Source organism: Siphonobacter sp. SORGH_AS_1065 (assembly GCF_030818595.1).
GTDB lineage: Bacteria > Bacteroidota > Bacteroidia > Cytophagales > Spirosomataceae > Siphonobacter.
This window is the reverse complement of sequence record NZ_JAUTAM010000004.1, coordinates 3,584,636-3,607,838: the sequence shown is the minus strand read 5'-3', so window position 1 is coordinate 3,607,838 and position 23,203 is coordinate 3,584,636. Positions and strand designations below refer to the sequence as shown.

General features: G+C 46.0%; 20 protein-coding genes and 1 riboswitch. Of the genes, 10 read left to right on the top strand and 10 right to left on the bottom strand.

Annotated features, from left to right (window positions below; genetic code table 11):
* Positions 1 to 69: 69 nt before the first annotated feature.
* Together QE390_RS15645 and QE390_RS15640 are read left to right on the top strand one after the other, a co-directional pair.
* Positions 70 to 834 carry a hypothetical protein gene (locus QE390_RS15645; protein WP_307142825.1) on the top strand — a complete coding sequence of 255 codons (765 nt, stop codon included), beginning with the start codon at positions 70 to 72 and terminating at the stop codon, positions 832 to 834.
* A 163-nt stretch (positions 835 to 997) separates the two neighbouring features.
* The gene (locus tag QE390_RS15640; RefSeq protein WP_307142824.1) at positions 998 to 3,166 is read left to right on the top strand and encodes a DUF2339 domain-containing protein; all 2,169 of its coding nucleotides are present in this window, start codon (positions 998 to 1,000) and stop codon (positions 3,164 to 3,166) included.
* Between the two features lie 98 nt (positions 3,167 to 3,264).
* Here QE390_RS15640 and QE390_RS15635 read toward each other — a convergent pair whose 3' ends face one another.
* From QE390_RS15635 to QE390_RS15620, 4 genes are all read right to left on the bottom strand, one after another.
* Positions 3,265 to 5,328 carry a glycoside hydrolase family 3 N-terminal domain-containing protein gene (locus QE390_RS15635; protein ID WP_307142823.1) on the bottom strand — a complete coding sequence of 688 codons (2,064 nt, stop codon included), beginning with the start codon at positions 5,326 to 5,328 and terminating at the stop codon, positions 3,265 to 3,267.
* Positions 5,273 to 5,656, bottom strand: coding sequence for a hypothetical protein (locus QE390_RS15630; RefSeq protein WP_307142822.1), 384 nt, complete (start codon positions 5,654 to 5,656; stop codon positions 5,273 to 5,275). The genes QE390_RS15635 and QE390_RS15630 overlap by 56 nt, the downstream gene beginning before the upstream one ends.
* A 422-nt stretch (positions 5,657 to 6,078) precedes the next feature.
* Complete coding sequence (locus QE390_RS15625; RefSeq protein ID WP_307142821.1) at positions 6,079 to 7,458, bottom strand: D-arabinono-1,4-lactone oxidase; 1,380 nt, start codon at positions 7,456 to 7,458, stop codon at positions 6,079 to 6,081.
* A 146-nt stretch (positions 7,459 to 7,604) separates the two neighbouring features.
* The gene (locus tag QE390_RS15620) at positions 7,605 to 7,961 is read right to left on the bottom strand and encodes an HPF/RaiA family ribosome-associated protein (RefSeq protein WP_106638027.1); all 357 of its coding nucleotides are present in this window, start codon (positions 7,959 to 7,961) and stop codon (positions 7,605 to 7,607) included.
* Between the two features lie 193 nt (positions 7,962 to 8,154).
* On the opposite strand from QE390_RS15620, the gene QE390_RS15615 reads away from it, so the two are divergent.
* Positions 8,155 to 9,228 carry a hypothetical protein gene (locus QE390_RS15615; RefSeq protein ID WP_307142820.1) on the top strand — a complete coding sequence of 358 codons (1,074 nt, stop codon included), beginning with the start codon at positions 8,155 to 8,157 and terminating at the stop codon, positions 9,226 to 9,228.
* 550 nt (positions 9,229 to 9,778) lie between these two features.
* Here the strand turns inward: QE390_RS15615 and QE390_RS15610 are convergent.
* The 4 genes from QE390_RS15610 to metE form a co-directional block, all read right to left on the bottom strand.
* Complete coding sequence (locus QE390_RS15610; RefSeq protein ID WP_307142819.1) at positions 9,779 to 11,464, bottom strand: VRR-NUC domain-containing protein; 1,686 nt, start codon at positions 11,462 to 11,464, stop codon at positions 9,779 to 9,781.
* A gap of 229 nt (positions 11,465 to 11,693) precedes the next feature.
* On the bottom strand, positions 11,694 to 11,906 hold the full coding sequence (locus QE390_RS15605; protein WP_307142818.1) for a cysteine-rich CWC family protein: 213 nt from the start codon (positions 11,904 to 11,906) through the stop codon (positions 11,694 to 11,696).
* Positions 11,907 to 12,007: 101 nt separating this feature from the next.
* Positions 12,008 to 12,394 carry an acyl-CoA thioesterase gene (locus tag QE390_RS15600; RefSeq protein ID WP_106638032.1) on the bottom strand — a complete coding sequence of 129 codons (387 nt, stop codon included), beginning with the start codon at positions 12,392 to 12,394 and terminating at the stop codon, positions 12,008 to 12,010.
* A gap of 84 nt (positions 12,395 to 12,478) precedes the next feature.
* On the bottom strand, positions 12,479 to 14,788 hold the full coding sequence (metE, locus tag QE390_RS15595; protein ID WP_307142817.1) for a 5-methyltetrahydropteroyltriglutamate--homocysteine S-methyltransferase: 2,310 nt from the start codon (positions 14,786 to 14,788) through the stop codon (positions 12,479 to 12,481).
* Positions 14,789 to 15,095: 307 nt separating this feature from the next.
* Positions 15,096 to 15,311: riboswitch (cobalamin riboswitch) on the bottom strand.
* A gap of 281 nt (positions 15,312 to 15,592) precedes the next feature.
* Here metE and pgk point away from each other — a divergent pair.
* From pgk to QE390_RS15580, 3 genes are all read left to right on the top strand, one after another.
* Complete coding sequence (gene pgk / locus QE390_RS15590) at positions 15,593 to 16,783, top strand: phosphoglycerate kinase (RefSeq protein WP_307142816.1); 1,191 nt, start codon at positions 15,593 to 15,595, stop codon at positions 16,781 to 16,783.
* A 201-nt stretch (positions 16,784 to 16,984) separates the two neighbouring features.
* On the top strand, positions 16,985 to 17,932 hold the full coding sequence (locus QE390_RS15585) for a serine protease (protein WP_307142815.1): 948 nt from the start codon (positions 16,985 to 16,987) through the stop codon (positions 17,930 to 17,932).
* The gene (locus QE390_RS15580; protein WP_307142814.1) at positions 17,929 to 18,168 is read left to right on the top strand and encodes a carboxypeptidase-like regulatory domain-containing protein; all 240 of its coding nucleotides are present in this window, start codon (positions 17,929 to 17,931) and stop codon (positions 18,166 to 18,168) included. The genes QE390_RS15585 and QE390_RS15580 overlap by 4 nt, the downstream gene beginning before the upstream one ends.
* Positions 18,169 to 18,406: 238 nt before the next feature.
* Here the strand turns inward: QE390_RS15580 and QE390_RS15575 are convergent, their stop codons facing one another.
* Together QE390_RS15575 and QE390_RS15570 are read right to left on the bottom strand one after the other, a co-directional pair.
* A complete protein-coding gene (locus QE390_RS15575; RefSeq protein WP_307142813.1) occupies positions 18,407 to 18,538 on the bottom strand; it encodes a hypothetical protein in 132 nt (43 codons plus the stop codon).
* 105 nt (positions 18,539 to 18,643) lie between these two features.
* The gene (locus QE390_RS15570) at positions 18,644 to 19,267 is read right to left on the bottom strand and encodes a PolC-type DNA polymerase III (protein WP_307142812.1); all 624 of its coding nucleotides are present in this window, start codon (positions 19,265 to 19,267) and stop codon (positions 18,644 to 18,646) included.
* Positions 19,268 to 19,487: 220 nt separating this feature from the next.
* On the opposite strand from QE390_RS15570, the gene QE390_RS15565 reads away from it, so the two are divergent.
* From QE390_RS15565 to QE390_RS15550, 4 genes are all read left to right on the top strand, one after another.
* Positions 19,488 to 20,042 (top strand): FUSC family protein, encoded by a 555-nt coding sequence (locus QE390_RS15565; RefSeq protein WP_157830436.1) that lies wholly within the window; start codon positions 19,488 to 19,490, stop codon positions 20,040 to 20,042.
* 124 nt (positions 20,043 to 20,166) lie between these two features.
* Positions 20,167 to 20,937, top strand: coding sequence for an SDR family NAD(P)-dependent oxidoreductase (locus tag QE390_RS15560; protein ID WP_307142811.1), 771 nt, complete (start codon positions 20,167 to 20,169; stop codon positions 20,935 to 20,937).
* Positions 20,938 to 21,127: 190 nt separating this feature from the next.
* The gene (locus QE390_RS15555; protein ID WP_307142810.1) at positions 21,128 to 21,784 is read left to right on the top strand and encodes an SGNH/GDSL hydrolase family protein; all 657 of its coding nucleotides are present in this window, start codon (positions 21,128 to 21,130) and stop codon (positions 21,782 to 21,784) included.
* Between the two features lie 83 nt (positions 21,785 to 21,867).
* Positions 21,868 to 23,199: an alpha-L-fucosidase gene (locus tag QE390_RS15550; RefSeq protein WP_307142809.1), complete on the top strand. Its 1,332-nt coding sequence runs from the start codon at positions 21,868 to 21,870 to the stop codon at positions 23,197 to 23,199.
* The last annotated feature ends 4 nt before the right edge of the window (positions 23,200 to 23,203 follow it).

Below are 23,203 nucleotides of genomic sequence, written 5' to 3'. Positions count from 1 at the left end.
ATGAATCGCGTCTCTAGGTTTTTTGTCTATCTTAGATTCCTATTCTTTCTTCTCTTGGTCAAATCTGATATGCTGAAAATCCTAACCACTACTTTAGTACTCCTAACTTCCACTTTTACTTTTGCACAAACCACCAAAGTTATCGTTCGGGCCCAGGCCAAAGATGCCAAATTTATTGGCACCGGCATTGGTGGGGCTTATGTCATTATTCGTAATGAGTTGACGGGTGAAATTCTGGCGAAAGGTCTGACCAGCGGAAATTCTGGCAACACGGATTTACTTATGAACCAGCCCTACAAACGCCACAATCGCCTTACCGACGACCAGACAGCCCGATTTGAAGCAGACTTAAAACTGGATGCCCCTACCTTCGTTACCGTCGAAGCCATCGCTCCCGTTAATCGTAAAAGTTCAGCCGTAAAAGCTTCTACCCAACTCTGGCTCATCCCGGGAAAACCCATCGATGGCGACGGGATTATTCTCCAAATTCCCGGATTAATGGTGGACATTTTAGAACCTCAATCTCATCAGGTGATTACCCAAACCACACTAAAGGATAATCAGGTAAAAATTCGGATTAATCTGGTTATGATGTGCGGTTGTGTGATTAATAAAAACGGGTTCTGGAAATCTGATAACATCGAAGTAAAAGCTCTCGTCAAAAAAGATGGCATGAAGTTTGGAGAAATTCCGTTGAGCTTTGCTTCGCAGGATAATATTTTTGAAGGAATGCTTTCCGTTAAAGATAAAGGCATGTACGAAATACAGATTTACGCCTACGATCAGGTAAACAAAAACACCGGAATCGACCGAATTAACTTTGTAATCCAATAAGTTTAGTTTTCTGTTTTCAATTTTTTGCCACAAAGGCTCGAAGACACCAAGGTTCACAAAGTTTTATGCTGAGGTACTCTGTGCAAAACTCTGAGTAACGCTGTGGTTAATCAAAAACAGAAAACTAAGCTCATTACCTTCCAACCTACTCTATCTATTACCTATGAATGAACGTAATCGGATTGATGCATTAGAAGCCGAAGTCCAGCGACTGGCTGAGCAGCTTTCCAGTGCTCAGAAAAATCTTATTCAGATTCAACGGGAGTTAAGTTCACTACGCCCCGACACTACTCCTGTTAAAACCGTTACACAAACCCCCATTGCTCCTCCCTCAGCTCCAGTTTCTGCGGTTTCTCCACCCGTAATAACAAAACCTGCTCCTACGTACGCCAAAACACCAACGGAAGAATACATCGGAGGGAATTTATTAAGCAAAGTTGGGATTGCCGCCCTAGTGATCGGGATTGCGATTTTCGTTAAATACGCTTTCGACAATGACCTTATTGGCCCCTGGGGGCGACTGGCTCTGGGTTGGAGCATCGGCTCTGCTCTTGTTACGCTGGCCCTATGGCTAAAGCCTAAATACCTGACCTACAGTGCCGTACTACTCAGCGGAGGCGTGGCTACCGTATATCTCACTACGTACGCGGCTTATTACTTTTATCAGTTCTTACCTTCGCCGCTATCTTTTGCACTGATGGTACTCGTTACGCTCTTTACGGTCTGGCAGGCTACGCGTTATGAAGTGCAATGGATTGGCTTATTCGGTCTGGTCGGGGCTTATGCGGTTCCTTTTCTGGTGGGTGGCAATGGGTCCCCCTGGGGACTTTTTGTATACATGACTATTCTGAACGCTGGCGTGCTGAGTCTGGCCTACCAACGCGACTGGCAGTTAATGAACACCTCCGCTTTTTTCGTTACCTGGCTGATATTTATAGCCTTCATCATCAATGGCTTCGACCGTCCAGGCTACGTCTGGATTAGCCTGGTATTCGGCACCATTTTCTTTCTGCTAATGTATGCCAATCAACTGGTTTACCCTTTATTCCAGAAAGCCTACGCTCATCATCGCACGATTTTACAGATTGTATTAAACGCTCTATTTTTTTACATTCCCACGTATTTCATTCTGAAAGAGCAGCATTATTCAACCCTTTCTATTACTGCCTATACGTTTACCAACAGCCTATTTCATGGGGGAATCGCCTGGTTTTTACGGCAGAGAAATCTGACCTCGTTAGCGGATGCTTCGCTGTCTATGGCCCTTGTATTCCTTATTCTAATGGTTCCTATCCAATTGGAAGGCGATTGGATTACGTTGGTTTGGGCAGGTGGAGCTGCTACCTTATACACGCTGGGCATTCAACGTTCGTCGAAAATTCTGACCCACTTCGGGACGGCTTTGATTAATCTGACAGCCTGTGCTCTACTCATTCACGGATACTCTATACCCAACCCTTCATTAGATTATCTGCCTTACTGGAATCTTACTTTTTTTACGAATGCCTTATTCCTTGCGGCGGTTATCTTTATGTTAATCCAGTCAATCAAGGCTCAACAAGTTGGTTTTTCAAGGAAATTACTTGGCTTGTTACTGTTTGTAATGGGTTATTACGTGATTTCAATGGAATGGGATCGTTACTTCGCAGCTCAGGGCAATCTGAGATTCCCGCAATCCATTCGAAATCTCGTTTTCAGCATTTATACCAGCCTGTACATCGGAGCTACCCTAGTAATCATTGCTCCGCGACGATTGTATTTCTGGCAAGTAGCGAGTCTGGTACTCAGTGTGCTGATTTTTATTTATATCTTTTTCCAGAATCCCGTTCAGGCCGTTACCCTGCTTACCATCAAAACCCCAACGGCTTGGATTAACGCCCGTTACCTTCTTTATCTTGGCATTGCAGGCATCACCTATGGTCTATACCGGATGATTCCTGATGACTCTAATAACTGGAAACAAACCCGAAATCTATTTTTGTACGCCATTCACGGCGTTATTCTCTGGGTATTAAGTCAGGAATTGGTAACGCTCTTCATCCTGAATAGTCCCGCCGAAGCCGCTGAGCAACGGCTCATGGCGACACAGGCAGGCTTCAGCGTACTTTGGGGCGTTTATTCACTGACCTTGATTGTTCTGGGTTTTAGCAAAAAAATAAAGCGATACCGTCTGGCGGGCATCGCTTTATTTGGGGTCGTATTAATCAAACTGCTGATTTTCGACTTAAGCCGGGTCGCTACGGGCGGAAAAATCATCATCTTCCTAAGCGTCGGTGTGCTTTTACTGGTAACTTCATTTCTCTATCAGAAATTCAAAGACAAATTGCTTTAGAGTTTTCAGTATGGTAACCACAGAGTTTCACGGAGTTTTACACGGAGTTACTCAGTGCCAATCTCTGTGAAACTCTATGGTTAATTGAAAACGGAAAACTATTTCCGAATATCTGATGCTAACTGGAAATCTTTATTCACCCGAATATCATCCGAAGAAGCTCCGACTTGTACGTTGAAGTCACCTTTCTCGGCTACCCATTGGTTTTCCGCATTATACAACATCAGATCTTTAGCCTTTAACTCGAACGTCAGTGTTTTGGTCTCACCCGCTTTCACATTAACCCGCTGAAACTTTTTCAGTTGCTTCACGGGGCCAACCACCGAAGAAACTTTGTCAGTTACGTATACCTGAACCACCTCGTCGCCATCCCGCTTGCTGATATTTTTTACCTGAACGGTTACTTTTACCGTTACGTCGTTTTTGGCAGGTGTTACCTGGGTTTGTAAATCGCTGTATTCAAACGTTGAATAACTTAAACCGTATCCAAACGGATACAAAGGCTTGGCGTCCATTTCTACGTAATCGTGCTTAACGGGACTTTTGTAATTGTAATAGACAGGAATCTGACCGATGGATTTAGGAATCGATATCGGCAGACGACCCGCGGGATTATAATCACCGAATAATACATCGGCAATCGCATTCCCGCCTTCTTGTCCGGGATACCAGGCATCAATAACGGCTGGAGCATTCGCTGAAATCCAATTCATGTTCAGCGGACGGCCTTTGATCATTACCACAACAACGGGCTTACCCGTTTTGAGTATCGCTTCCAGCAACTGTAACTGACGTCCCATCAAATCCAGACTCACGCGGTCATATCCTTCCCCACTTTCCATATCACTAATCGATGTTTCAGATGCCTTTACGTGAGCGGCTCCGGTATCCTGGTATTCCGTTTTGAAATCACGGGCACTCGACCCACCGATGACCACCACGGCAACATCGGACTTCCGGGCTGCCTCAACCGCCGCTGCAATCTGAGCCGTCGACGTATCCCTAATACTACATCCTTTGGCGTAGTTGATCTGCGTAGCGTTACCCAGCTTGTTCTGAATTCCTTTGAGCACCGTAATCACAGCTCCGTCCGCCTGCGGTGCCGTGTAATCGCCAAGTTGGTTATAAACGTTGTCCGCGTTAGGTCCAATCACGGCGATGCTTTTCAGGTCTTTTTTGAGAGGTAATAACTCGTTGGTATTCTTCAAAAGGACAATCGCCTCTCTGGATACCTGGCGAGCCAACTGAAGGTGTTCCGCACTGCGAGCTACGCTAGTAACTTTCTGAGGATCAACATAAGGGTTTTCAAAAAGTCCCATTTCGAACTTCAAACGCAACACATGGCTAACGGCAGAATCCAGCACGGCTCCCGACACCTTACCTTGTTTGATGGCTTGTACTAGTGATTGATCGAAACCTGTTCCGCTTAAATCCGCATCCAGTCCGGCGTTAATTGCCAACGCAGCTGCGTCTGTGTTATTGGCCGCGACTTTATGATTGAAAGTTAATCCCTGAATGCTGTTCAAATCTGAAACGGTAAATCCCTTGAAGCCCCAGTCTTTCCGTAAAATGGACTTTAACAATACCGGATTAGCCGTACAGGGAATACCATCAATGGAGTTATAGGCAGTCATTACCGACAAAGCTCCAGCCTGAACAGCATCGCGGAAAGGAGGCAAATAGGCCTGATGTAACTCACGATTTCCCGGCGAAACACTACCACCATTGTGCCCTCCATCAGGAACGCCATAAGCCGTAAAATGCTTCAGCGTCGAAATAATATTTGATCCGCTTTTCAGGTTTTTCCCCTGAAAACCAGTCACCATCGCTATACCCATTTGACCATTCAGGACGGGATCTTCGCCATAGGTTTCTTCTACCCGAGACCACCGAGGTTCACGAGCTAAATCCAGCACCGGGCCGTAACCAATGTGAGCTCCCTGCATTCGAGCCTCCTGAGCAATGGCTTTGGCCATTTCGTGAATCAAAGCCGGGTCCCAGGTACTTCCCTGAGCCAGAGCCGTGGGAAAAACCGTCGTGCCAATGGCCATATGCCCGTGTGGGCACTCTTCGGATAATAATAAGGGAATCCCTAAACGGGTATTTTCAATGACGTATTTCTGTAAAGCGTTGGTAGCCTGAGCCGCCTGCTCGGGACTCAAGCCCGTTTTTTAACGTCTTTTGCGTCCAGGGGTCAGCCCGGAGGGTGGCCCAGAGCATGCCGATCTGCTGTTCTTTTACCGCTTTTTTGAATTTTTCACTTACCGTTACCTGCGAGCCATTTTTGTCATACATAAACCAGCCCAGCGGCGTAGCCAACTGACCCACTTTTTCTTCGGTGGTCATCCGCTTGAGCAAGTCCTGTACCCGCCGATGCGTAGGCAACGAAGCATTCTTATACAGAGGTTTAGGGTCCGTGAGGGAAGATAAAGACACCAGTGCAAAAAAGGCACCTGCCATGAGAATAGGGGTACGTACCATGCGTTTCATTCCCGAATGATACGGATTATTTAGCAACCGACCGAAGCAGTCAATGATAATTTTTAAATTATTTTATTATATAGAGTATTAGCTTTCCTTATTCTGCTTTCCTGTAAATAGTTCAGACAAAAATGCACTAACAGAAGCTCCATTCACGAATGGTTTTCTCGCAGTCGCTCGCTTTGCCGAGTGACTGTAAGAAAATACAAAAGACAAATCCATAGACTTCAGCCCAACCGATGCCAGCTTTTTCGCTGGCATCATTCGCTAATATCCAATTGTTGATACCCAACCCCGCAGTCGCTCGGCTCTAGCCGAGTGACGTTATAGTTTGGTAGACCTCTGGCCGATGTTAGCAAGAAAGCTTTTGTCTGGAAAGATGCTCTATGACCAGCTACGAGTTTGTACCCTACCGACCAGAGGCGAGTTCCTTAAACTCCATATAAATTCTGCTCTAGAAACTCATTTCTGAACTTCCCTTCTGGGTCATATTCCTTGATTAATTTCTTGAAGTCATCCAGCTTTTTATATTGCGACTGAAGTCTGGATGGCGACATAGTAAATAACTTAGCCCAGTGTGGACGAGCGTTAAAGGGAACCAGTTTTTCTTCAATCAAAGGTAATACCTGCTTCACCGCCATCCAGTCCTGCTTCCAGGTAAAGTGAATGGCCACGCAATCCTGCTGGTAACAGGGACTCATCCAAAGATCATCAGCAGCGATGGTTCGTACTTCTGAGATTAATAAATGTGGTGTAATTTTTTCATGTAATTCGAAAACAGCAGCCAGAGCTTCAGCTCCATTTTTATACGGAACAAAAAATTCTGATTGTAACTCCTCCCCGCTACTTGGCGTGAAGTTCATTTTAAAGTGCGGTAATCGCTCATGCCAGGGACCGGGAACCCCCATCTGTTCGGTGCAGTTTTCCGCCGAAATTTCTTCGATGGGATGCAGGTTTTTAGTCGCCAGTTTTGATCCGAACCAGTCCGTAACCAGATTCAGTTTCACGTCTCCCTCAACCTTCCGCTTGACCCACACCTGATTAATATTCTCTTTGGCGTAATTAGTAAATAAACTCACGCTATAACCCGCCGACATTACTTCATCAAAGTGTTTTTTCACCTCCACCAGCGGCATATTCTGGTATACATCCTGTCGTACCTGAAAAGAAGGCTGGATCTTAAGTGTAACTTTCGTAATTGCCCCCAGTGCCCCCAGAGCAACCACCATTCCAGGAAAAGTTTCCGGGCTTAAGGTTCGGGAAGCCCGGAGGAGTCTACCGGCTGCCGTAATCATTTCCAGAGCGACCACTTCCGAAGACAAATTTGCATTCTTTACCCCCGAACCATGCGTCGCCGTTGCACAGGAACCGGCCACTGAGATATGCGGCAGCGAGGCCATGTTGTGCAGGGCGTATCCCTCTGAATGCAGGTATTCGGCCAGATCGCCATATTTTACGTTTCCGTCTACGGTAACGGTCCTATTCTCTTTATCAATCACGTAAACAGGCTTGATCTTCTCCAGAGATACGATCTCCTGCGTGCTATCTGCAATGCGATTGAACGAATGCCGCGTACCGAGAATTCTCAGGCTTTTACTTCCTTTAATGAGGCCCTGAATGTCTCGGGCGTATTCGGGATACTGAAAATTCTCCGTATTATATTCAAGGTTACGGGCCCAATTGTACTGTTTGCCGCTCTGGGTAGTTTCCCTTGATTCGGTTTGCTTGGTTTGGTTACAGCTCGTCATAGGCGAGAAAAGCGAACCCGTCAGAAAGACGGAAGATAATTTAATGAACGTACGTTTTTCCATAAGTATCAGGCTGAGTATCAAAACTTCACAGGCTATTTACTTAAAATATGGAGAATATCCACGTTTCGCTGGAAAATCTGATGAACTAGAAAATAAAAGAGGTCGCTTCTGCTATGAAACGACCTCTTTTCCAGATGATGAACGGACTAGAATTCTTCTTCTTCTTCCTCAACGATTAACTCGGCTGCTTTAGGGGCCGTTTTGTCCTTGAGCTTTTCCTTATATTTTTTCACCGTCGTTTTAGCGGCATTCAATACTAAATCTGTAGCCTCTTCGAAAGTGGTTCCGCTTTCTTTAATAAAGATGGAATCGCCGGGTAAATAGAGCTTTAACTCAACGATTTTATTTTGGACCTTGCTCGATTCGCCTTTGTCTAGTTTTAGATAGACTTCGCCATTGGTAATCCGATCATAAAATTGATCTAATTTGTTGAATTTGGCTTGCACAAAGTCGAGCAGTTTGCTATCTGCATCGAAATGAACTGTTTGCACTTGCAGTTTCATACGCACACTCATTTTTAGGGTTTGACCATATTGGCTTGCGTAAAAAAACCATTCTATTCTTCACTAATCGTAGAAAACAGAATAGCTCTTAGCAAGAGTGAACCTAATGACCTCAACCCATAAAGTCAAGCATAAAGTGATTTATTTCATCGCACTTTTTAACTAGCGTTTACGTTCATAGAGGTATAAACCCATGAACTTGAGACATAAACCATCCCTTTGGGGGCTACTATTTTTTCTTGTCGGATTACTAAATTCGGCCCAGGCTCAACGAACGCTTGAGCTACGATCAGAGTCTATTTCGCAATTACCCCATTTATACACAATTCAGGACATTGTAGACGAACGGCCCAATCGGTCCGGCATTGGTTCAATCATTCTGCCCTCGGGTCAGAGCTCTTCTCTTCGCTTTGTGGGAAGTTTGCCCACTACCTTTCAGCGTTTACTGAAGCAGTCGCCCCGGCAGGAACGGGATTATCCGGTTCGAATACGAGTAAAGCAATTCTGGTTTGATGAGAGAACATCCAGTCGGATGATTCGCGGTACGTTTCGGGTACAGTTGGCTTTTGAACGTGAAATAGAAGGGCGGTACATTTTATTGACGGAATGCCAGGCAGGGTCTGATTATAATCGCTCGGCTGGCATGGATGGAAATTACGAGATTCAGATCCGGCAAACGTTGCAACGCTGTTTGCATGAGTTTGGTAACTGGGTAAAGACGCATGAACTGAAAACCGAGAAACTTGCCCGTCGTGTACAGATTCGGTTTAAGGAGTACGAACCTAAAAGTCGCCTGGGTGATACCGTGTTTTATAGTCCGCAACGAAAGCTAACCTGGAATGATTTCCGAGGTCCGATTCGGCGAGTTAATCCCCGAACGGGAGCTCTGATTTACACCAGTTTTGGCTATGAAGCGATGACAAAAGTTGAAAATGGAACCGTATTTATTGACATGACGGTCAAGGCATTTATGCTTCAAAATTCGTCCTGGACGGCCGAACCAGCCACAAATATGTACGCTTTGGCTCACGAGCAGTTACATTTTGACATTACGCATCTCATTACGGAACGATTTAAGAAAGCCTTATTAGCGGAAGAGTTGCCGCTGGAAGATTATGATAGCCGGATTCAGTACATTTTTCTGGAGTCTTTCCGGGAAATGAATCGCTATCAGGAATTATACGACGCCGAAACCCGCCACAGCATTAACCACGCCGAACAAGCCCGCTGGGCAGAAAAAGTGGCAACGGAACTAAAAGAATTATAGGTATGGATTGTTAAATGCAGGTAGATACGTGACTTTATGGCGTTCGGTCAGGAGATGAAAAGAACGGACTAGCCCTAAAAACCGCCTCTTACCCAGACACGACTTCATTGCGTCTCTACAATACTAGTACTAATTTTCCCACTATGGCTGGTGAGGACACCAACCATGGCGGATGAGACGATTTTGTTACCTCTGTATATGCTCTCATCTCCCTGACGCAGTCGCTCGGCTCTGTCGAGTGACAACATAGCACAGAGGCCTCTGGCTGGGGTTATGGAAGATACTTCAAGGTAGACACGCGTTTGAGTATTCATTATTTTACCCACAAGACGGCCAGAGGCCTACAGTCAGGTAGTCACTCGGTAGAGCCGAGCGACTGCGTTATGTAAAGACGAGACTTCATTGCGTCTTTCTGAGAAATGAAAATAATCTGAAGGTAACCCTCCCATGGCTGGTGTCCTCACCAGCCATTCATAAAGGACATAGTGGTTGGTGAAGACACCAACCATGGCGGATGAGGCAAAGAAATGGAAATAAGGCAAACCCGTCTCTATTGATCATATCCCCAAACGACGCGTAATACTTTGGAACGGATGCCTGTGGTTTCGAAAAAGCGTAACCAGTATAACTGCTGCGGCGAAAGGTGATCGGTGGGAGATTTTACTTCGATGAAATCATAACTCGTTTCATCCCACACAAAAAGGTCGGGAAAGCCCCGCGTATGTTCACGTACGTTGGTGGCCATTTCGATGAGTAACTTCTTCAATAATTCCGCTGGAATCTTTTCTACCGCAATTTTTACCAGTGTTAATAGCTCCGGGAACCAAACCACAAGCGGATTGCTGATACCGTATTTTTCTTCAAAAACGGCTTCCAGAAAATGGAAAGTATCGGCTTTGTTTTCCAGTAAATCCAGACGATCCAGTAAAGCGGGACGGCGTTTTTCGAAGAAGGTAGGTTTATAAATATCCGATGGAGACCGCTGTAAGGGGTGATGAATGGCTGAACTTCCGGCATCAAAAATGATATCCCAGAACAGCAACCCAAACAGGCCATCAAACAGAAAGTTTTCGGTATGTACCGCCTGTTTTCCTTGTGCCCGAAAATATTCAGCAACGCCCTCCTCTACCCGATACCGCCAGCTAACGTCAATCGTCACACTTTCTGATTTCAACAACCATTCCGTGGTCGATTTACGAGCCCTTTTTTTCTGGCCCTGAGCCGCTTGCTGGTTTTGAAAATCAATTGCAAAAAACTGCTCGTCCGCATTGAAAGGGTTAATCAACATCTCCTCAGCCAGAGCCGTAGCTGCCTCCGGGTCTTTCAACTTCATCAATAACCGAACCTGCCGCTCCCGCGACGGCGGTGCGGTAGTCATCCGAAACAGCACCAGGGCTTCTTCCAGTTTTTTCTGGCGTTCCATGAAACCCGCGATCTTCAGCATCAGGCGATCCAGGGAAGGCTGAGCAATTTCAGCTAGCGGGACATGATTCTCATACCAATCCAGAAACCAGGTATTAATTTCCAAAGGATCCGTTTCGGCGGTTTTCATCAAATGGAAATCTTCCGCCGCCAATGAAACTTTCAGCCGATCTTCGACTTCTTCCCTGGAGGTAAAATGTGGAACAAACCGATCTTCATCAAAGCGTTCAAACCGAATATGGCCGAGATCCCGCACCACAAACTCACTCATATCCGCATGCCGGTTTCCAAAAAATAAAAACTTGAAAAGCATCGTCTGAGCCTCGTAGTTAACCTTGACTACGGGTTCGCTTTGATCAATATAACTGGCTAAATCTGGAAAAGGCACGGATTCTAACAACCAGTCGCTTACCTCGTCTTTTTTGAGACTGGCTTTGCCTTTGGTTTCCAACGCCAGTTGTTTGGCAAAACCTAGTACTTCCGGCTTACTGAAAATGTCAAGAATCTCCCCCGCCCGATTCTGGTGATAGTCAGACAAACGGGCGACAAAACCTTTGTTTTCCAATTCAAGCAAAGCCTCTGCCCAGTTATCAATTTCGGGATACTTGATTTTTCGAACCCGAAAAAAGGCCACTCTTCGGTTGGTAAACCGAATAAAAAGGCACTGAGCGTTTTCGCTCAACTGATCGAAATCCTGAAGAAATTCTTTTTCATCGTCGGTTAATAAGTTCAGGTAAAACCGACGCACAAAGGCAAGTAAATAGGTAAAGTAATCGAGGTAATATTTCGGTGGAAGTTCCAGACGTTCAGACATAAATAGCTACGTGGCTTAGAGCTATGATAAGTCTTTTTCTCAGGAAAAAGTTTGATTTGCTATTAGTTTCTGAATATCGTGGCCCGCGTGAACCGACCGGCTTTTTCACTGGTAGCAATCCGTTTGATAGTGCCTCACAGGTTGGGTTACCATTATTTCAACTAGTTGCTGCCAGCGAAAAAGCTGGCAGCGGCAGGGCCTTACCTTTTTGTTTGTTTATTTAGTAAGCTTACTCTAATGCCCTCGCCTCCTGCTGTAACTCCTGCAAACAATTCAGACACAAACAGCCGCTGTCATAATCCATGATCGAAATATCGCGGATGTACTGCATTTCCGACGGCGTTAATACGATCTGATTGCAGTCGCATTTTAAGCTTGCATTGAGTTTGCAGGTAAATAACTGCCCACAACGCGGACAGCCTTCAAGGGCATGTTTATTCATATGTTTAGAGTTAGGAGTTTAGGGTTTTGAGTTAATACTTGCGACGTAAATTCTTTTCTTATCAAAAGAACTTCCTAACACTAAACTCAAAACCCTAAACATTACTCCAAAATTCGAATTGGTTTTTTATTTGCGTCTATGGCTACGAAGGTGAAGGTGCCGTGTATGGCTAGTTCGCGGCCTTCGGCGTACATGCTTTCTACGTAAATCTCCACGCTCACTCGCATACTGGTGTTCCCCACGTGTACGACGTTCCCAATCAATTCAACCAGCATCCCTGCCTGAATGGCCTGCCGAAAGTCAATGCGGTCGCTGGAGACGGTTACCATGGGTTTTCGGGATAAACGGGTCGCGGTAATGAAGGCGATTTCGTCCATCCACTGCATGGCCATACCGCCGTATAAAGTATCGTAATGGTTGGTTGTGTGCGGGAAAACGGCCTTAAACACGCGGGTCTCCGCCGCCTTAATTTTTTCTTCGAGTGACATGGAAAATGGTTTTGAGTTTTGGGTTTAGCGTTTAGAGTTCAATGTAACATTAACTCTAAACGCCAAACCCAAAACGCTAAACTCCTACGCTTTCACGGTTTGCTGCAATTGTTTAGCGGCAGCGACCATGTGGCGTAGAGCCTGATCAGTTTCGGCCCAATGGCGGGTTTTTAGTCCGCAATCGGGATTGACCCACAAGTTACGAGCTGGAATGGTTCGAAGTGCTTTTTCCAGCAAATGTGCCATTTCTTCCACGCTGGGTACACGGGGCGAATGAATGTCATACACCCCCGGCCCGATTTCATTCGGGTACTGGAAGTTCGAAAACGCATCGAGTAACTCCATCTGCGAACGCGACGTTTCGATGGTAATGACATCGGCATCCATGCGAGCGATAGCCTCGATAATGTCATTAAATTCCGAGTAGCACATGTGGGTATGAATCTGCGTTTGATCGGTAACGCCGGCGGCACTGAGTCGGAACGCATCCACGGCCCAGGTCAGGTAAGTGCCCCAGTCGGCTTTGCGTAAGGGTAAGCCTTCGCGAATGGCAGGTTCGTCAATCTGGATGACTTTGATTCCTGCTTTTTCCAGATCCAGCACTTCATCCCGAATAGCCAAAGCGATCTGAAAAGCCGTATCCCTACGCGGCTGGTCATCCCGCACAAACGACCATTGCAGAATCGTTACTGGTCCCGTCAGCATGCCTTTCATTAATTGAGCCGTTTTGGATTGAGCAAACGTCGTCCAGCGAACCGTCATGGCTTCAGGCCGTTCGACATCTCCGTAAATAATGGGCGGTTTTACGCAACGGCTTCCGTAACTCTGTACCCAGCCCAATTGAGTAAACACATAACCCGAAAGCTGTTCGCCAAAATATTCAACCATGTCGTTTCGCTCGAATTCACCGTGAACCAATACATCAAGCCCGACTTCTTCCTGCCAACGAATGGATTTTTCGATCTCTCCCTCCACAAAAGCCTCATATTCTTCTTTAGTAACATCACCTTTTTTGTACTTCGCCCGCCACTGACGAACCTCTTCGGTTTGGGGGAAGGAGCCAATCGTGGTGGTGGGAAACAGCGGTAACTGAAGACTTGCTTCCTGAATTTTCTGACGAATCGTAAAGGCTTGCTTCCGTTCGAAATCGCTGGGTTGAACCGCTTGCACGCGGGATTTTACAATTGGTTTATGAATCAGCGAGCTCGTCCTTCGGCTTTCTATGGCCTGCTGATTTTCTGCTAATAGCTCCAGATTTTCGCCTTCGATTAACTGACCCAGCGTGGTTACTTCCTGCAATTTCTGTTTAGCAAATGCCATCCAGTTTTTGATTTCCGGTGTCAATACCTCTTCGTTTTTCTCTAAATCCAGATCGTAAGGAGCATGCAATAACGAACAGGACGGAGCCACCCAAACACGGGCTTTGCCTAGCTTGGCAATGGCTTCATTCAGCAATTGCAACGACTGGCTGAAATCATTTTTCCAGACATTACGCCCATCCACTACGCCGAGCGAAAGGATTTTAGTGGAAGTAACAAATTCGTGATCCGCCAGAATGGAGGTTAATTGTCCAGGTCCACGCATTAGGTCAATATGCAAAGCAGATACGGGTAATTGCAGGGCCAAAGACTGATTGTCACCTAGTTTTTCGAAGTAAGTCGCCACCAGAAGCTGAACCTGAGGTAATGCTTTCTGAATAGCCTGGTACGCCTGCTGAAAAGCGATTTTTTCATTAGCTGACAAATCGAGCGTCAGGCAAGGTTCGTCAAGCTGTATCCAAGTTGCCCCCCGGTAACTCAGTTCGCGTAATACGTCAATATAAACGGGTAATAACCGATTGAGCAGATCAATTCGGTGGAAACCTTCTTCTTTTTCCTTACCCAATAACAGAAATGAAACCGGCCCCAGAATGACGGGCTTGGTAAGAATACCCATCTGCTTGGCATCTTCGAAGTCGTGAATGACCTTATCGGAATACCGTTTAAACTGCTGATCTTTCAAAAATTCGGGAACGATGTAGTGGTAGTTGGTATCAAACCACTTCGTCATTTCCATCGCCTTTATGTCCAGCTCGGCCTTCTGGATTCCGCGAGCCATGGCGAAGTAAATCTCCAGTTCCCGATTGTTTTTTCCATCAATAACCGCCTGATACCTTTCGGGCACGGCTCCCACCATTAATGCGGTATCCAGCACTTGATCGTAATAGGAAAAGTCATTGGAAGGAATCCATTGCAGACCTGCCTGTAATTGCGTCTGCCAGTTTTGTCGGCGAATTTGCCGACCTGCCCACAGAAGTTCGTCTTTCGAAATCTTTCCTGCCCAAAATTGTTCGCAGGCCCATTTCAGTTCGCGTTTGCTGCCCACGCGGGGGTAGCCCAGGTTGTGAGTAACCATGTGTTTTTGTGTTAAAAAGGGTTTATCAAAACGCCTTCGAAACACCCAACCCGCCAAAAACGGTGAATTGTTACGAATCACTGATTCCGCATTAGTAACGTACGAGTCGTCATCCGTTCACGCGAATGACGGAGTTAATGCCTCTGCTATAAGGGTATAGCTTTCCTGGTCCGACTTCGATGGTTTCAAAATCAGCACAATTCAGGCACAACCGCAAACCTGCCAGTTTCGGGACCGGCAGTGAGCAGAGTTGGGTAATCAGAAATTTGTAAAATCAATGCGTGAATCAGACCCTATGCGTGAAGGTATGACCATTGAGAAGGCTGGCAAGTCTCCTGGCTTGTATCATGCGACTCCCCCCTTCTCATTCCTCAGGGAACAATGGGAAATCTGGGATGCACTTGTTTCGAGGTTCGAAACAGATACTTACAGTAGCACGTCTGCTCGTGATTTTCACACGATTCCTTTTTCATTCCTTTAGCAGCGAAGATCTGCTAATGAAACCAACCATCCGATTGACGGGCGTTACAAAGAACGGAGCAAATATAAAGGATTAAACCCTTTTCCGGTTCTGCCGTTATAATAAAGATGAAGAGGAACAGAGCTTTTCTACTTGGCAAAAGATAAATTAAAGAAGTAAAAATATAACTTATCAAATCTAAATTATCACTTAAAGGTTAAAAAGAAGGGAAGTTTAGGGAAGTTTGGCCGAATGTATAATTTTGTTCCTTTCTCGACCGACTCATCAACACGTATAATAAGAGTTGTCAAATCATTACTCATTTAAACATCTGATTCTTACTGATGAAGACGCTGAACCAGTACAATTTCGCCGGAAAAAAGGCTCTTGTCCGCGTTGATTTCAACGTTCCCCTGAATGACCGTTATGAAATCACCGATGATACCCGTATCAAAGCAACCATTCCGACGATTCAAAAAATTCTTAACGACGGCGGTTCGGTTATCCTGATGTCTCACCTGGGCCGTCCGAAAGATGGACCTACTGAAAAGTATTCGCTTAAGCACTTAGTAAACGCCCTGTCTGTTATCTTCAACCGTCCCGTGAAATTTGCGGATGATGCCATTGGACAGCAGGCCATTGACCTGGCAGCCTCTCTGCAACCCGGTGAAATTCTGTTACTCGAAAACCTTCGTTTCTACAAAGAAGAAGAAAAGGGGGACGTAACTTTCGCCGAAAAATTATCTAAACTGGGTGACGTTTGGGTAAACGATGCCTTTGGAACGGCTCACCGTGCTCACGCTTCTACGGCGGTTATCGGTCAGTTCTTCACGGATAAAGTAAGCGGTTATGTTATGCAGGCCGAGCTGGATAATGCTCAACGCATTCTGGATAACGTAGAGCGTCCTTACACGGCCATTATGGGTGGTGCTAAGATTTCCGATAAAATTCTGGTGATCGAAAAACTGCTCGATAAAGTTGATAACCTCATCTTAGGTGGTGGTATGACGTATACCTTCACGAAAGCTCTGGGTGGTCAGATTGGTAATTCCATTCACGAAGATGACAAAATGGAGCTGGCTCTGGAACTGATCGAGAAAGCGAAAGAAAAAGGTGTAAACCTAGTTATGCCTCTGGATACAGTTATGGCCGATAAATTCTCGAACGATGCTTCCAAAACGACGGTTCCTTCCGGTCAGATTCCTGAAGGCTGGGAAGGTCTGGATATTGGACATCAATCCATTGCCGTGTTCACGGAAATTGTAGAACAATCGAAAACAATCCTCTGGAATGGTCCGATGGGCGTATTCGAATTCTCGAACTTCGCCGTTGGAACGAACGCCATTGCAGAAGCCGTAGTGAAAGCAACGGAAGAAAACGGAGCTTTCTCCCTCATTGGTGGTGGTGATTCTGCCGCTGCGGTTAATAACGCGGGTTACGGTGATCGCGTAAGCTACGTTTCTACTGGTGGTGGTGCTCTGTTGGAATACATGGAAGGCAAAACGCTTCCCGGAGTAGCTGCTCTGGAAGCTTAAGAATAAATGCTTAGAAAAAGCCGACTCTGTAAAAAGGGTCGGCTTTTTTATTTCACCCCTTGAATAAAAAGTCACGACCAGCTCTATTTATTCACTTGGAATCACTGAATTGTGGTATTTCCTGAAATCCATTTTAGCTGAACCTTTGTCACACCTTACTAACAAGGTAAACGCTTGTTCAACCTAAACCAATTTCAGAAAATGGCTACTAAAAATGGCACCTCCATTCTTTCGAATGATCCTTTTCAGGGTGAAACACTCACGCTCGAAGCTCCTCAAGTAACTGAAGATACGCTTGAAAAAGTAGAGGGTTACTTCCCCGGTCGCACGGCTCAGGATGATGACGAAACCGCCAGCCCCAATAATCTCAAAGAATCTGCCTTTAGTACGGAGGAATCCGGCAGCCTGACAGGTCAGCAGGAACCCCTGAAAGATGCCTATTATGCCAGTTACCCCGAAGAAGAACTGCTGTCGGAAGTAGTGATTTACCCGGATGAACGTGTACGAATCACAGCTACCACGACTTACCCCTGGCGAGCTATTGTGGCTTTACGAATGACCGCTCAGGATGGTAGCCGCTGGATTGGTTCGGGCTATCTGGTTGGTCCGCGAACAGTCATTACAGCAGGTCACTGCGTATTCATGCACGAGCATGGAGGCTGGGCGAAAAGTATTGAAGTAATAGCCGGATTAAATGATGCCTCCCGCCCCTATGGCTCAGTTATTGCTACTGATTTTAGAAGTGTGACGGGCTGGACGCAAAGCAGAAACCGCAATAACGATTACGGAGCCATTATCCTTCCTGCCAATGCCCGCCTTGGCGATACCGTTGGGTATTTTGGTTTTGCGGTACGAGATGATAATTATCTCAAAGCGAATGCTTTAAACGTTGGTGGTTACCCCGGTGACAAAGGAGGTAATCAGCTGTGGTGGATGGCTCAGAAAGCCTCGTCGGTTTCGGCCCGGGTCATTACTTATCAGATTGATACAGCGGGCGGACAAAGCGGTTGCCCCGTGTGGGTGAAAGTGGGCGAAAGTCGATATGCAGTGGGCATTCACACGAACGGGCACAGCTCGGGTAACTCGGCTACCCGCATTGTGCAGGCGGTATATGATAACATTCAAAACTGGAAAGCCTTAGGTTCATGACCATTGAAGGACAGCTGGTAACTCAGCAAAATCAACCCATTTCGGACGCGACCATTCTGATTCAGTCAGGGCCGGGAGCGTTTGCCGAAGTGGCAGCCTTAACGGATGCGAACGGGAAGTTTACCCTTTCAGGATTAAATCAACCCGGAGATTATCAGGTACTCGTTACTACAACGGTTCAGCAAAAAAGCTTTACCGTACACGTTCCGGCTACGAGTCAGACATTTGTTTTGTAAGGGAGGAAGGCCAACTAGCCCTGAGTTATTTCAGGGCTAGTTTTTTATTATTCTTGCAGTTCATAAGTAGAGACGCGACTTCATCGCGTCTGGCCGGGAGATGGAAGTTATACAGAGGTAACAAAAACTGCCTCTTACCCAGACGCGATGAAGTCGCGTCTCTACCCTTTCAAAACCAAAACTTCGGGTTAAACGGCGTTTACTATCACACAGTTTCGCAAGTAAATCCTAGCAGTTACTAATGATAGGTAAGGCCGCATCCTCCACCGAGGTTTTTCGCTTCGCTCTGGATGACAGTCCCATAACTTCCTTCATGATTCTCCCCAACGAAGAGACCTTCGCTCTTTCGGATTTGTAATTCGAAAGCCATCTGACAGGGATTTATAATCCCAATCAGCACCAATAACCGCCTCTTACCCAGACGTGATAAAGTCGCGTCTCTACCCTTTCAAAACCCGAAAGAGCGTTTTTTTTATTACTCCTGTATTTTGAACTTCTTCGCCAGGGCAAAAACGTTCTTGAACGATTGCGTAGTTAGCTGAGCGTCTTCCAGGGCATTATGGAATTCCGCATCTTCGCGTTCCAGCCCAAAATAACCCGCAATGGCTTTCAAGCTTAGCGACTTGGGCGTGGGTTTTCCGTTGGCTTTCAGCACTTCGAACGTAAAGTAACCTAGGGTGTGTAAATCCAGTAACTTATTGGAAAACGGCCATTTCAGCTTTTCCTCCCGATAGGCAAAACGCAGAAAGTTAATATCGTTGATTACCGACTGACCACTGATGATAACGTCCCGCAGGTATTGCGAATTATCAACCGTTTGCGTCCGTCCCCGCAAGCGGCCCAGCTTTTCCAGAATCCATTCTTCAAATTCGGGAATGACGTCGTAAATCATGGGAGCATCCTCCAGATCATCCAGAGTCAGGCCGTGAATGCGAGCCGAATATTCCGAAAATGCTTCTTCATTTTCCGGGTAAACGTTCGTTAGATACGTTCCTAACTCATTCCACTGGTCGTCGCATAAAACGGCACCGATTTGAATAATCTCATTCCAGCCGGGTTCACCGCCGGTCATTTCAAGGTCTAATACTAAATAAGGCATGCGTTAATCATGAAGATGGCGGTCAAAGATAAGCGGCTGGCGGCGTTAAGCGAGGACGCAGATTCGTAAAATGCTGACAGGCTATTTTGTAAATCTATTTAAAAGATTGCGTAGATTATTAGAATAATACAAATTTACAGAAAACTGAATCGAGCTTTTCTGCGTTAATAATATACAAAGCCACGAAATACACTTCCCTTCAAAAGTTTATATGATTGCTATGATGTCAAGAACGCTGATCAACCCCAAACGCCGACTTATTGAAATAGAAAAAGCTATTATTGCCCAATTTGACCTGAAAAAGGTTGCTTTTTTATACGCTTCCCGGATTCTACTCGGGGCTGCTATTACCTGGATATTGCTTGATCTACTGCATATTGAGAAAAAAGAATGGGCTTTGATCTCCGTTGCCATCGTTTCTGAACCCGATTTTGGCGATCTTCGCCGTAATACCATTTCTAGGATTATTAATACTATTAGCGGTTGTCTGATTGGTATTGTTTTCATTGTTCTGACGGGTGTTAACATCTACTCACTTTTCCTCGCCATTGCCGTTGCGATCTTCATGAGTACGATTATCAAGAAATATCCTTCCAGTTGGAAACTGGCTCCGTCAACAGTTATTGCGGTCATGACGCCCGCCATCTTCCAGCAAGCCTCCTGGCAGGATGCTCTTCAAATTGCCTTATTACGCACGTCTGAAGTTATGCTGGGTTGCGTGGTCGCCTTTACGGTAGGCTGGTGTTTTTCCCTCTTCAAAAAGAAAGCCGAATAAAGTTTCCGCTTCTTTCCGGAAATACACGAAACTTGCAAAGTCATAAATTCAGACCGAAAAATCCAGTATTCATAGGGTATTAGCCCGGACGAAAGGGTCTTTAGGTAATAAAAAGCTAACAAGGATGAGTGTATTTAGTCTTGCCGGAAAAACGGCGGTGATTACGGGCGGCGGCAGCGGCATTGGTCGGGCCATCAGTCTTTTATTTGGTAGCCAGGGAGCCCATGTGCATATTCTTGATTTAAGTGCGGAAGGTGCTCAGACCGTTGCTGATGAAATCACGCAGGCCGGTGGTGTGGCAGCCGTTCATGCCGTAAATGTGGCTAATCAGGAAGAAATGCTGGCCGTTTTTGCTCGCATTGGTGCCGTGGATATTCTGGTAAATAACGCTGGCATTGCTCACGTAGGTAACCTCGAAAAAACAACCGAAGCTGACCTTGATCGTATCTATAATGTAAACATCAAAGGAGCCTATAACAGTCTTTTCGCAGCCATTCCCCTGATGAAAGCTCAGGGTGGCGGAGTAATTCTGAACATGGCTTCGATTGCAGCTCTAGTGGGTATCCCGGATCGTTTTGCCTATAGCATGAGCAAGGGTGCCGTTCACGCCATGACTCTGTCGGTAGCAAAGGATTACATCAAGGATAACATCCGTTGCAATAGCATTTCTCCCGCCCGCGTTCACACGCCTTTTGTGGACGGCTTTATCGCCAAAAATTATCCCGGCAAAGAAGAAGAAATGTTCGAGAAGTTGTCGGCTACGCAACCCATTGGCCGTATGGCGAAACCCGAAGAAATTGCTCAACTGGCTCTCTTCCTCTGCTCGGATGCTTCGGCCTTCATTACGGGTGTAGATTATCCCATTGACGGTGGTTTCACGACTTTAAATAATTAATACACTGGAATGGTTTGATGAAGATAGGGCTTTGGGGAAATCGCTTACTTTGCGGTTGCCCTGGCTAGTTTCATCAAACCATTTTAGTAAGATCTTACCATTAGTTAACCATACAGGGTTCAGTTGTAAAACATGGGCTAGTAACCGCAGCCACTAAAAACAATCCATTACTTACCTCTAATACGCTCCAATGAAAAAAGTACTTGCTTTACTCTGTCTCACCACACTCCTCTTCGCTTTCCGGGCCGATAAGCCTAAAAAGATTATTTTCTTTGGCGACTCCATCACGCAGGCTGGGGTTAGTCCTACCGGATACATTACCAAACTGGGCACCTTACTCGACAAAAACAAGTACGAGTTAGTGGGCAAAGGCATTGGTGGGAATAAGGTCTATGATCTGTACCTGCGACTGGAAGATGATGTCCTTGCTCAAAAGCCCGATGTGGTAGTGATCTGGGTGGGCGTGAATGATGTGTGGCATAAAGCCAGCTCCGGTACGGGAACGGACCCTGATAAGTTCGTCAAGTTTTATCAGGCTTTGATTGATAAGATGAAAGCCCAAAATATCAAAGTGGTCTTAACAACTCCTTCCACCATTGGGGAGCGTTACGATAACACCAATCAGCAGGATGGTGACCTTAATAAATACAGTATGTTTATTCGCGAACTGGCCGCCAAGAATAACTTACCTCTGATTGATCTTCGCAAGGCATTCATGGACTACAGCCAGAAAAACAACCCTAAAAACGAAGAAAAAGGCATTCTCACGACGGATCGGGTCCATCTGAATGATACAGGTAATCAGTTCGTAGCAGAGCAGATGGCGAAAGTTTTGCAACAGTTTTAGCACTACCACGTCCCGAAAGACGGCGTGCCTCAGTTTAGGACTAGGGCGTGCTGCCTTTCGGGACGTTTTATACCTCATCTCCTATGAAAAAACTATTTATTATCCTTTTCTCCTTGAGCACTCTTCTAGCTCAGGGGCAAGCCTACCAACCTACACCCGAGAATCTGGAAGCCCGAAAATGGTTTCAGGATGCCCGCTATGGTTTATTCATTCACTGGGGCGTGTACAGCGTTTTGGGTGACGGGGAATGGGTCATGAACAACCAGAACATTCCAGTCAAAGCTTACGAAAAGTTACCTAAGTTCTTTAACCCTACGGCGTTTGATGCCAAACGCTGGGTACAGATAGCCAAGAACGCAGGTATGAAATACATCACCTTTACCAGTAAGCACCACGACGGTTTTGCGATGTGGCATTCCAAAATTTCGCCCTACAACATCGTAGATGATACGCCTTACCAAAAAGATGTTCTTAAAATGCTTGCGGATGAATGCGAAAAGGAAGGGATTAAGCTTTTCCTCTACCATTCTCATCTCGACTGGCACCATCCCGATTATTTTCCTCGTGGCAGAACGGGCAAGCAAACGGGCCGCCCTGAATCCGGCGATTTTGGCAAGTATCTCACCTATATGGATACGCAGCTAACGGAATTACTGAATGGTACCTATGGTAAAATCGGTGGGATCTGGTTTGATGGCTGGTGGGATCAGTCGGCACACGATCCGAACAATCCTCAAAAAACGGTAGTGGACTGGCAATTACGCCGAACCTATGACCTGATTCATAAGCTTCAGCCTGCTGCCTTGGTTGGCAACAACCACCACGTAGCCCCTTTTGATGGGGAAGATTTCCAGATGTTTGAGCGGGACTTACCCGGTCAGAATCACGCTGGATTTAGCGGTACCAGCAAAATCAGCGAGTTACCCCTTGAAACCTGCGAAACCTTAAACGGTAGCTGGGGCTTTGAACTGAAAGACCAGAATTATAAATCGCCTGAACGACTCATTCATTACCTCGTAGGAGCCGCGGGTCGCAATGCCAATTTCCTGCTGAATGTCGGCCCCATGCCGAACGGAGAAATTCAGCCCGAATTTGTGGAAAGACTCGAAGCGGTGGGTCAGTGGCTGAAAAAATACGGCGAGACCATTTATGAAACACGGGGCGGTATCGTTCCTCCTCAGGAATGGGGTGTTAGTACGAAAATAGGCGATTCCCGTCATTTTTTACACATCCTTACCGCTCCTCAAACCTCCTATTTATTTGTTCCTGACTTCAAACCAAAAGTCACTGGTGTTAGTCTCTTTGACGGACATAAAGCTCTGAAATTCAAACAACAACCCGAAGGACTTTTCATCTACCTCAATGGAGTAACGATGGATCCCCGGGATACAATTCTGGAAGTGCAGACCAAGTAATCGC

What these genes read in the sequence shown, in the direction of transcription:
- QE390_RS15575 (WP_307142813.1), bottom strand. Translation starts at nt 18,538, where the DNA reads ATGGCTTTCGAATTACAAATCCGAAAGAGCGAAGGTCTCTTCGTTGGG.
- QE390_RS15585 (WP_307142815.1), top strand. Translation starts at nt 16,985, where the DNA reads ATGGCTACTAAAAATGGCACCTCCATTCTTTCGAATGATCCTTTTCAG.
- QE390_RS15600 (WP_106638032.1), bottom strand. Translation starts at nt 12,394, where the DNA reads ATGTCACTCGAAGAAAAAATTAAGGCGGCGGAGACCCGCGTGTTTAAG.
- QE390_RS15640 (WP_307142824.1), top strand. Translation starts at nt 998, where the DNA reads ATGAATGAACGTAATCGGATTGATGCATTAGAAGCCGAAGTCCAGCGA.
- pgk (WP_307142816.1), top strand. Translation starts at nt 15,593, where the DNA reads ATGAAGACGCTGAACCAGTACAATTTCGCCGGAAAAAAGGCTCTTGTC.
- QE390_RS15570 (WP_307142812.1), bottom strand. Translation starts at nt 19,267, where the DNA reads ATGCCTTATTTAGTATTAGACCTTGAAATGACCGGCGGTGAACCCGGC.
- QE390_RS15615 (WP_307142820.1), top strand. Translation starts at nt 8,155, where the DNA reads ATGAACTTGAGACATAAACCATCCCTTTGGGGGCTACTATTTTTTCTT.
- QE390_RS15610 (WP_307142819.1), bottom strand. Translation starts at nt 11,464, where the DNA reads ATGTCTGAACGTCTGGAACTTCCACCGAAATATTACCTCGATTACTTT.
- QE390_RS15620 (WP_106638027.1), bottom strand. Translation starts at nt 7,961, where the DNA reads ATGAAACTGCAAGTGCAAACAGTTCATTTCGATGCAGATAGCAAACTG.
- QE390_RS15560 (WP_307142811.1), top strand. Translation starts at nt 20,167, where the DNA reads ATGAGTGTATTTAGTCTTGCCGGAAAAACGGCGGTGATTACGGGCGGC.
- QE390_RS15630 (WP_307142822.1), bottom strand. Translation starts at nt 5,656, where the DNA reads ATGAAACGCATGGTACGTACCCCTATTCTCATGGCAGGTGCCTTTTTT.
- QE390_RS15625 (WP_307142821.1), bottom strand. Translation starts at nt 7,458, where the DNA reads ATGGAAAAACGTACGTTCATTAAATTATCTTCCGTCTTTCTGACGGGT.
- QE390_RS15580 (WP_307142814.1), top strand. Translation starts at nt 17,929, where the DNA reads ATGACCATTGAAGGACAGCTGGTAACTCAGCAAAATCAACCCATTTCG.
- QE390_RS15645 (WP_307142825.1), top strand. Translation starts at nt 70, where the DNA reads ATGCTGAAAATCCTAACCACTACTTTAGTACTCCTAACTTCCACTTTT.
- QE390_RS15550 (WP_307142809.1), top strand. Translation starts at nt 21,868, where the DNA reads ATGAAAAAACTATTTATTATCCTTTTCTCCTTGAGCACTCTTCTAGCT.
- QE390_RS15555 (WP_307142810.1), top strand. Translation starts at nt 21,128, where the DNA reads ATGAAAAAAGTACTTGCTTTACTCTGTCTCACCACACTCCTCTTCGCT.
- QE390_RS15605 (WP_307142818.1), bottom strand. Translation starts at nt 11,906, where the DNA reads ATGAATAAACATGCCCTTGAAGGCTGTCCGCGTTGTGGGCAGTTATTT.
- QE390_RS15565 (WP_157830436.1), top strand. Translation starts at nt 19,488, where the DNA reads ATGATGTCAAGAACGCTGATCAACCCCAAACGCCGACTTATTGAAATA.
- metE (WP_307142817.1), bottom strand. Translation starts at nt 14,788, where the DNA reads ATGGTTACTCACAACCTGGGCTACCCCCGCGTGGGCAGCAAACGCGAA.